Origin of the sequence: Aquaspirillum serpens DSM 68 (assembly GCF_000420525.1) — a bacterium.
Taxonomy (GTDB): Bacteria; Pseudomonadota; Gammaproteobacteria; order Burkholderiales; family Aquaspirillaceae; genus Aquaspirillum; species Aquaspirillum serpens.
This window is the reverse complement of record NZ_ATVC01000079.1, coordinates 1-9721: the sequence shown is the minus strand read 5'-3', so window position 1 is coordinate 9721 and position 9721 is coordinate 1. Positions and strand designations below refer to the sequence as shown.

Genomic DNA, 9721 nt, shown 5'->3' with positions numbered 1-9721 from the left:
GTTGCAAAGCATGATTTTGGTGTGGTGGTGCTCGACATAACTCTCGATGAGAGAGTCAAATTTGTTATGGTGGTAATGAGGTATTAGTTTGGCAATTGTGCAAACAGAGGTATTGGGGAGAGATGAAGTCTGTATTACAGCTCGCGTTTCATCAGCGAACAATTAGAAAGCAGTCAATCCGCCGACCGCCTCCAACTTGCGCCCACTGCATTAAAGAATTGGGTCGATCTGTTTGAACATTGGCAGGAGCAACACATCATGGCACAGCTGACACATACCCCAGTGGTGACTGCACTACGCTCTTTAGAAACTCTCAGCCAAACCAAAGAAGAACAACTGCGTGCCATTGCACGGCAGAGGGCAGTGTGGGATTACAACACCGACATCATCACTGCGCGGGAAGAAGGTAGAGAAGAAGGTCGAGAAGAGGGCCGCGAAGAGGGCCGTGAACAAGGCCGTGAAGAAGGCATGAAAATATTCCTCCGCAGTATGATCGAAACAAAATTTGGTCACCCATTACCAGATTGGGTGTTGTCGCGGTTACGGGTGGCGACGCCGGAGCAGTTGCAGCAATGGGGAGTATCGTTAACACAGGCACAGCGGTTAGAAGATATTTTTGAGGGTTGATCAGCGCCGTTGCCGTATGTAGGGGCAGGCCCTTGTGCCTGCTCTGATATTTGTATAGGTGTGTGTTACACACGGCTGTTTTTTGTCGATGTCGTATGCCCACACTACCGAACTTTCCTGCGCATCAGCGCCGGCGGCCGCTACCTGCTGCTCGCCGATGTATTGCTGGTGCCGCACCACGGCGCCAAAACTTCGTCGACGCCGGCCTTCATCGCCGCTGCCGCCCCCTTGCACACGGTGTTTACCGTCGGCTACCGCAACCGCTTCGGCCATCCCCGGCCGGAAATCTTCGCCCGTTACACCGCACACGGCACGCAAATCTGGCGCAGCGACCGCGACGGGACGATCAGCGTCGAACTCACCGCCAGTGGCGCTCGGCTCACTAACTGGCGCGAGCCAGTGGCGAGCTTACTGGCAGAAAACCCCCGCCGGCAGCTAGGCCATCTGCCTCCCAGCGCCGACCTGCGGCAACACGCGCCTGGCCGGGCCAAGTGACTCGCGTGCTGCGTGGGGGGCAAGCGAAAACCGATGCTTGTGCTGGAAGCATTTATGCCTTTTGGACCAATTTTCATAATTCGGATTGATTTTCATCATAAGCGTTTAACATTGAGGATGTTATTTTTAGAATGTCTGTATACAATGTGGATCGCTGGTGCGAGGGCCGGATGCGATTGCAATCGGTTTTGATCACGATAAATGAAAGAAGGGACGCTTCATGAACCACAAGAAATTTTCCGTATCACTGCGCCGCCTGGCGGTGGTGACTGCCCTCGGGGGCTTGACGCTGGCGACTGCGCCGGTTTGGGCATGTTCCGCAAGCGATCCTTACTTGGGCTCGGTGTGCTACATGGCTGCGAGCTATTGTCCCGAAGGTTATTTGCCAGCAAAAGGTCAGGTGCTGCAGGTCAGCCAATATCAGGCGCTGTATGCAGTCCTCGGAAATCAGTATGGAGGTACCGCACCAACTACTTTCGCTCTGCCCGATCTGCAAGGACGGACGGTAGTGGGCACCGGGCCGACACCGCCTAGTGGCGTGACTCCACAAGTAAACCTCGTACCTGGAAACAAACGTGGTACGGAGGCGGTTCTATTGAGTGCAGCACAAGTACCCCTGCAGCCCCACACCCACACTGCAACGCTGACCAATCCAACCGTGACGCCAGGAACTCTTTCGGCGACTGGTAGCGTCAGTTTGCCGGTGGCGGTCAATGTTCCCGGTCAGAATGTTTCGGTATCCGGTCAGGTCAAAATTGCCAATGCCACTGCCGGCGGCCAGCAAGCAGTCACGGCCAATGCCGTACTGGGCAAAGGTGGGGCACCGGCCAATATCTACGCCACCTCGGCGACCACGGCCGATACCAATATCGGTCCGACGCAAACCTTTACCGGAACTCTCCCTGCGCAAACGGTGAATAGCAAGGCTGAGGGGACTGTCACCCTGCCGGTGACCGGCAGTATTGCCTTGAGCGGTGGTGTGACTGTTAATCCGGCAGGAGCAGCCGCCACCCAGGCGTTGTCGTTGTTGTCTCCTCAATTGGCTTTGACGGCTTGTGTTGCTACCAACGGCATTTTTCCGGTGCGTCCCAATTAATTAGGACTAACCCAAGCCTGGGACTGATCCCGGGCTTTCGTTTTTTATAAACTTCCCCTCTTTACCGTTCCGAGATCTGTCATGAATACGTCTACACCTGATCAAGCCAATCTGCCGCTCATCGAAGCGGGCGCCCGCCGCGAAGTGGTCTTTGTCGATACCGGAATTACCGGTTGGCAAAGCCTGGTTGCCGCCATTCCCGCTGGTATTGAAATCCAGTTGTTGACCGGTGGCGATGGTTTGGCGCAGATGGCGGAATGGGCGGCAATGCATCGTGCTTACGATGCAATCCACGTCCTTAGCCACGGTGCCGAGGGCAGCCTCCGGCTCGGGGGCGCTACCCTGAATCAAAGCTCGCTGGCAGAGGCCGGTGTCCAGTCCAGACTCGCCACCCTGGGGCAGGCGCTGACGGAGGAGGGGGATTTGCTGCTGTATGGCTGTTCGGTAGCGAGCGGCGAGGCCGGGCAGGCGTTCATCGCCAATCTGGCAGCGGCGACCGGGGCGGACGTGGCGGCATCGGATAACCCCACTGGGGCGAGTTGGTTGGGTGGGGATTGGAAGCTGGAAAAAACAAATGGAATCATCGAGGCGAAAAACGGCCTGATGGAAACCGATACGGGGTTTGCCGGGATTCTGGCCGATATCGACCTGGCTACGACCTATACGCTTGATGCGACAGGTGCCGCCGATGTCTTTGCGGTTACAGCCAGCACTACGGTTGCCATTGGCTACTACACGCCAAGTGACAATTTCCACGGCGCAAATGTAAACACCTATTACAGGATCAATGGGTTCGATACGGCAACCGACAAGATTTCTGTCGTGTCGTGGGGAAAAACCAACGCCGATGTTACTAGCGGCGCAGTCGACATCACAATCGAACCAGGCGCGAGCACAGCCAACTTCACACGCTACGACCTGAACGAGTATGAAATTTATGTTTGCCCCGGCTACATCACCGCAGGCGGCTTCACGGAGTTTTCGAACACGATTCCAATGAATGCAGTCGTTACCGATGCAGCGAATGACCCTGTGGATGGCGACACCACCGGTACGCTCGTTTTTTTGTATCAAAACGGTGGTAGTTATTATGAGAATGCAATATTCCTGCCAGGCGTCACCTCTTCTAGCCTGACCAGTGCCAACTTCATCATTGAACCCCCATCCGCTGACACCACCCCTCCTACCGTCAGCAGTGTCAGCGTCCCGGCCAACGCGACCTATGTCGCTGGCCAGAATCTCGATTTCACCGTCGATTTCAGTGAAAACATTACGTTGACCGGGAACGCCTCGACGCTCGGGCTGACGATTGGTGCAACCGCCAAAACAGCGGCTTATCAAAGTAAAACCGCCAACAGCATCACCTACCGCTACACCGTCCAGAGCGGCGATCTTGATAGTGATGGCATTACGGTCGGTACTTTGGCGCTGAATACCGACACGCTGACCGATGCGGCAGGCAACAACGCAGTGCTGACCCTGAATAGCGTTGGCGCAACTACAGCGGTTCGGGTGGATGCAGTGGCGCCCACGGTAACGACAGTTTCTTCCTCTACCGGCGATGGCACCTACAAGGTGGGCGATGTTGTTGCGGTGACGGTGCAATTCAGTGAAGCGGTGACTGTAAATACTGCAGGTGGCACACCGCAACTCACTCTGGAAACCGGCACCACCGACCGGACCGTGAACTACGTCAGCGGCACCGGTACCAATACGCTGACCTTCAATTACACGGTCCAGAACGGCGACACCAGCGCCGATCTGGATTACGTGGCGACCAGCTCCCTGGCTTTGAACAGCGGCACGATCAAGGATGCCGCCGGTAACGATGCAACGCTGACCCTGGCAACGCCCGGGGCTGCCAATTCGCTGGGCAACAACAAGGCGCTGGTGATCGACGGTGTCGTGCCGACGGTCACGGCTGTGTCTTCCTCGACCATTGATGGTAGCTACACCACGGGCGATGAGCTGGCGATCACCGTCACCTTCAGCGAGGTGGTGAACGTTACCGGCACCCCGCAGCTGACGCTGGAAACCGGCAGCACTGACCGGACCATCAACTACGCCAGCGGCAGCGGCACGAACACGCTGACTTTCAATTACACGGTCCAGAACGGCGATACCAGCGCCGATCTGGATTACGTGGCGACCAGTTCCCTGGCCTTGAATGGCGGCGCGATCAAGGACGCAGCCGGTAACGATGCGATGCTGACCCTGGCCACGCCTGGGGCTGCGAACTCCTTGGGGGCCAACAAGGCAATCGTGATTTCGACGACCAAGGAACTGATCTCGGCCACCTACGACGCCAACACCGGCGTACTCTCGGTAACCGGTGCCAACATGGGTACCGGGACCACGGTGGCGGTCAACAAACTGACCCTGACCGGCCAGGGTGGGGCGACTTACACGCTGACCAGCAGTGACGTCACCACCACCAGCGGCACCGCCTTCTCGGTAACGCTCAACGCGGCCGACAAGCTCAACGTAAACGGCCTGCTCAACAAGAACGGCACCAGTTCGGTCGGGGCCTCGACCTACAACCTGGCCGGCGCCGCCGACTGGATCAGCGGTGCCGCCGCCGACACCACCGGCAACGGCGTCACTGTCGCCAACGTCCAAACCCCGACCGTCACCAGCGCGACCTACGACGCCAACACCGGCATTCTGGCCGTCACCGGTACCAACCTGGTCAAAGCCTCGGGGGCGACCAACGACATCACCGTCAGCAAACTCAAGCTGACCGGCGAAGGCAGCGCCGGCGGCGCCTACCTGCTGACCACCAGCGACGTTGAAGTCACCGACGCGACCAGCTTCAGCGTGACCCTGAACGCCACCGACAAGGCGGCGGTCAACCAGATTCTGAACAAGAACGGCACCAGTTCGACCGGCGGCACCACCTATAACCTCGAAGCCGCCGACGACTGGAATACCGTGATCACCGCCGGCGACATCGCCGATGCGACCAATGCGGTGACCGTCAGCAACGTCGCCGTCCCGACCATCACCAGCGCCACCTACAACGCCAGCACCGGCATTCTGGCCGTGACCGGCACCGGCTTCCTCAAACTTGCCGGGGCGACCAACGACATCGTCGCCAATAAATTCACGCTGACCGGCGAAGGCGGCGACACCTACACGCTGACTGATACCGCCAATGTCGAGATCACCTCGGCCACTGCTTTCACGCTGACCCTGAGCGCCACCGACAAGGCGGCGCTGAACCTGATCGTCAACAAGGACGGTACGATTTCGACCGGCGGCACTACCTTCAACTTGGCCGCCGCCGAAGACTGGGCGGCCGGGGCCGATAGCGCAGTGATCGTTGCCGACCTCACCGGCAATGGAGTCACCGCCAGCAACGTCGCCGTCCCGACCATCACCTCAGCCACCTACAGCAGTAGCACAGGAACATTAGTGGTTACAGGCACAGGCTTGTTGAAATACGCTGGAGCCAATAACGACATTGATCTCTCTAAACTCACCTTTACGGGTCAAGGGGGAGGAACCTATACACTCACCACCACAACCGATGTTGAGATCACCAGCGCGACCAGCTTTACTGCAACGCTATCAGGTACCGATAAAACAAACGTAGATGCCCTGCTCAACAAAGCAGGAACCAGCGCTAATGACAACACTACCTACAATCTTGCTGCTGCTGAAGATTGGGCAATGGGGGCAGATGCTTCGGTAACGATAGCAGACACTATAGGCAACGGCATTACTGTCAGTACCGTACCGAGTGTATCGAGCGTGGCAATTACCTCAGCGACAGGGGCAACCAATAACACCTTAAATGCAGGCGATGTGGTTACCGTGAGCGTTACCATGACCGATAACGTCACGGTGACAGGTAACCCAACCATTACCCTTGTGATTGGCACAACCGAAGTTACAGCAACCTACGATGCGGCAAATTCAACGGCAAACGTTCTAAAATTCACCTACACCATTTTAGCCACACAAACCGATGCTGATGGAATTGGTATCAAAGCGAACAGCTTAACCGCTGGTACATCCATTAAAGATGCTGCAAATAACGATGCAAGCCTAACTTTCTCAGCTGTTGCAGACAATGCCTCTTATAAAGTAGACACGACTGCCCCAACCACGACATTCAGCACTGTTGCCTTGAACGCAGACACCGGCAGCAGTTCCACCGACTTCAACACCAAAACCGCCAGCCAAACCCTAACCGCGACACTGAGTGCGGCACTGGATACTGGCGATAAACTATTTGGTTCACTCGATGGTGGCACGACTTGGATTGACATCACCAGTAAAGTCACAACGACCCATTTATCTTGGGATGGTGTCACCCTCAATAACACCGGCAATCTAAAACTCAAAGTCACCGATGCCGCTGGTAATGACAGCGCCGTGCATACCCAAAACTATGTTCTCGACACCAGTAACCCGACTGCGTTGAACTTGGTGTCCTCATCATTAAGCACCTCTGCGGCTTCCGTCGGTGCAACGGTCAGTGCTTTCTCCACCACCGACACACCGGCCAATGGTACGTTTAGCTACCAATTAGTCGAAGGCGAATCTGATACCGATAACGGCAAATTTACGATTGAAGGTGGCAGCCTAAAAATTGGCGGGGATGCGCTTGCTGCAGGAACTTATCAAATACGGGTCAAAGTGACAGACTTGGCCGGTAATAGCTATGAAGCCCCGCTGACTATCACCGTTAGCGCATCCACACCTGAACCGTCGCCAACACCTACCCCAACGCCAGAGCCCACACCGACACCGGTACCAACACCTGTACCCACGCCAGAGCCTACCCCGACGCCGGTACCAACGCCCGTTCCAACCCCTGTTCCCACACCAACACCGGCTGGCACGTTTGACGGGGTGACGGTGAATGAAACGGTGCAGAGCGATGGTACGAAGGTGGTGACCATTCCGGTGGTGACAGATGATCGCCAAGACGACCCCACCACACCACAACAAACCCACGCGGATATTCCGGTGGTAAAGAATGCTGCGGGTGAAGCATTGCTGACAGTGAGTGTCCCGACTGGGGTGGGGATGAGTGTCGATGGTAAAGGCACGACATTGAGTAAAGACGATGCGATGGCTGAGTTAATCCGCCGCATTGAACAAAAAACCCCAACCGGCTCGAGCATTCAGGAAGAGATGAAAGGTAATGGCTTTACCTTCCTCAACACTTTGCCTGCCAATGAAAAACTGATTGTGCAAACGGTGGTGCCAACAGTCCCCGCCAATACCACCACAGCCCCAACACAACCCTTGATTCTGACAGGGTCTAGCCGTAATGGAGATGGCAAACAAGCGGTGGTGATTGATGTTAGCCAACTGCCAAAAGGCACGGTGATTCAAGTCGAGAATATCGACTTTATCGCCATTGTCGGTGAAGTACGCGCCATTGGTGGCAGTGGGCAAAACGTCGCTGTGGGGGATAACCTCAACCAATTTATCGTATTAGGCGCCGACAACGACAGCATCTACGGCGGCGGTGGACAAGACACGGTGGGGTCACTTGGCGGTGATGACCAAACCTTTGGTGAAGCGGGTGACGATACCGTCTATGGTGGTGCCGGTAACGACAGCCTCACCGGTGGTAGCGGAAATGACCGTCTTAACGGTGGCTTTGGCAACGACACCGCCATCCAAAGCGGTACACAAACTGACTACGCCATCAGCGTTGACGGTCATACCGTGGTGTTGACACACAAAACCACCGGTGAAGTCGATCGTCTGTTGGATGTCGAACTGGTCAAATTCGACAGCGGCGATAATCTCACCATTCGCTATGGCGAAGTGTTTACCGCTGAATATGATCCGAACGTGCTCAACGTTACTGCCAATCGCTACTTTGTCGGTAACGCCAACCCTGAAGAAGGCTATCTGCCGATGGGCTTGGCATTGTTTATCGACGGTAAACAAGGCCATGATGTTCTGCATCTCCTCGGCAAACGCAGTGACTACGCTCTCGAACGCAACGGCAACGCCCTCGAGATCACCCGTTACAGCGATGGTGCTATGTTTGATCTTAACAATGCCGAAACCCTCGCCTTCGACAGTCAAGAGGTGGTGATTCTGGCCAGAGATCGGGTGGAAGGCATCTTGGCGCGCATGGTGCAGGTCTATCTCAACCGTGATGCCACCGCTGCCGAATGGAAACTCGGCACCAAAGCCGTTGCCGACTATTACGCCGGCTTCCTCCAACCGCAAGAAGTGTTCGACTGGTTCAACGCCCGCAACACCGCTTTGGCGAAAATGGACAACGCAACCTATGTGCAAACCCTGTACCAAAACGCCTATGGTCGCCAAGCCACCACCGCCGAACTGACCCCGCTGGTCAACAAACTCGAAAAACAACTCATCACCCGCGACTGGCTCGCCGTTGACATCGCTGCCAGCAGTGAAGCTATTACTGCTATTGGTACGGTGATGCAGTTTGATGGTTGGGTGTAAATAGTTAGGTTGTTGTAACGTGTTGTTGAGCTGGGGCACACTGCGGTGCGCCCCAGTAACTTATGAGGTGATCACAAATAACATTACAATATCGGGATCACTTTTTGCATTGAGGTCGGTTATGTGTCGTATTACAGCTTCTTCCCTCTTTCTTTCCGGCCTCCTGCTATTCTTGTCAGTTAATCAAGCGACAGCCTATGCCGCGCCTTCGCGTGCCGAATTGCTTGAAATACCGGTGGTGAGTTCATTTACGCCTGAGCAAAAAAAAGCATGGCAACCGTGGGTGGACAGATTTGGTGCAAGGGCATGGAGCCCTTGGCAGCAAGGGCTGTATCAGCATGCGATGGGTCAACCTGAAAAGGCACGGGTGTGGTGGCTAAAAGCCGCCGCCAAAGGCGATACCCCCAGTCAAGATGCACTGTGTTTGGCTTTTAAGTTAGCAGATGCTGATTTGGCGCTAACACAGTCAAAAACTACGCTCACCGACCGCCAGAAAGCAGAAAAGATTCATGAGATTGTTCAACAATGGATTTTGTCTGCGGCGGAGAAAATAGACCGCAAACGTGCTTTAACTCCTGAAGAAAAAGCAGCATGGGCCGCATTAAAAACTCTGCCAGAGGATGAGCAACAACAGGCAACAGCTATCCATCAAAAGGAGGTGATTTGCCGCAATCTGACCCGGTGCGCAACAAGCCCCGCCGTTCAGGGCGGGGAAGGATAGCGCGGACGGCGTAGCCGTCCTTGGGTTTTAGTGTGGCGTCTGCTGCTGTTCGATGTATTGGCGCACGATGGAAATAGGTGCGCCACCACAGCTTGAGGCGAAGTAGGATGGCGACCACAGGACGCCATTCCAGTAGCGATTCTGGATGTCGGGGCGTTCCTTCCGTAGCAAACGGCTGGATTCGCCACAAAGACCAAATGGACATGCATATTAAAAACGCAGTGCCGACCGTGCCGAATATCGTTGTCATTGCTCATAGACCAAGAGTATGATTGAGCGATGCAACGACTTCAAGCCTACAAATACGAACTGATGCCGACCGGCGAACAGCAGCG

6 protein-coding genes and 1 pseudogene are annotated in these 9721 nt (G+C 55.5%); 6 read left to right on the top strand and 1 reads right to left on the bottom strand.

Annotated elements, in window-relative coordinates; translation table 11 throughout:
• Positions 1-258 precede the first annotated feature (258 nt).
• The 5 genes from G465_RS0111845 (at position 259) to G465_RS0111820 (ending at position 9386) form a co-directional block, all read left to right on the top strand.
• Positions 259-627, top strand: a complete 369-nt coding sequence (locus tag G465_RS0111845; RefSeq protein ID WP_022654667.1) for a Yae1 family protein — start codon at positions 259-261, stop codon at positions 625-627.
• 60 nt (positions 628-687) lie between these two features.
• Positions 688-1122, top strand: coding sequence for a ComEC/Rec2 family competence protein (locus tag G465_RS0111840; RefSeq protein WP_022654666.1), 435 nt, complete (start codon positions 688-690; stop codon positions 1120-1122).
• 220 nt (positions 1123-1342) lie between these two features.
• Complete coding sequence (locus tag G465_RS0111835; RefSeq protein WP_022654665.1) at positions 1343-2218, top strand: phage tail protein; 876 nt, start codon at positions 1343-1345, stop codon at positions 2216-2218.
• An 81-nt stretch (positions 2219-2299) separates the two neighbouring features.
• Entirely contained in the window at positions 2300-8665 is a 6366-nt protein-coding gene (locus G465_RS15210) for a DUF4347 domain-containing protein (protein WP_022654664.1), read from the top strand.
• A gap of 19 nt (positions 8666-8684) precedes the next feature.
• Complete coding sequence (locus G465_RS0111820; RefSeq protein ID WP_155846558.1) at positions 8685-9386, top strand: hypothetical protein; 702 nt, start codon at positions 8685-8687, stop codon at positions 9384-9386.
• 27 nt (positions 9387-9413) lie between these two features.
• Here the strand turns inward: G465_RS0111820 and G465_RS15615 are convergent.
• Positions 9414-9643, bottom strand: a pseudogene (locus G465_RS15615) (transposase).
• A 22-nt stretch (positions 9644-9665) separates the two neighbouring features.
• Between G465_RS15615 and G465_RS16570 the strand changes: the two are divergent.
• On the top strand, positions 9666-9721 hold a 56-nt coding region (locus tag G465_RS16570), incomplete at its 3' end, for a helix-turn-helix domain-containing protein (RefSeq protein ID WP_155846559.1).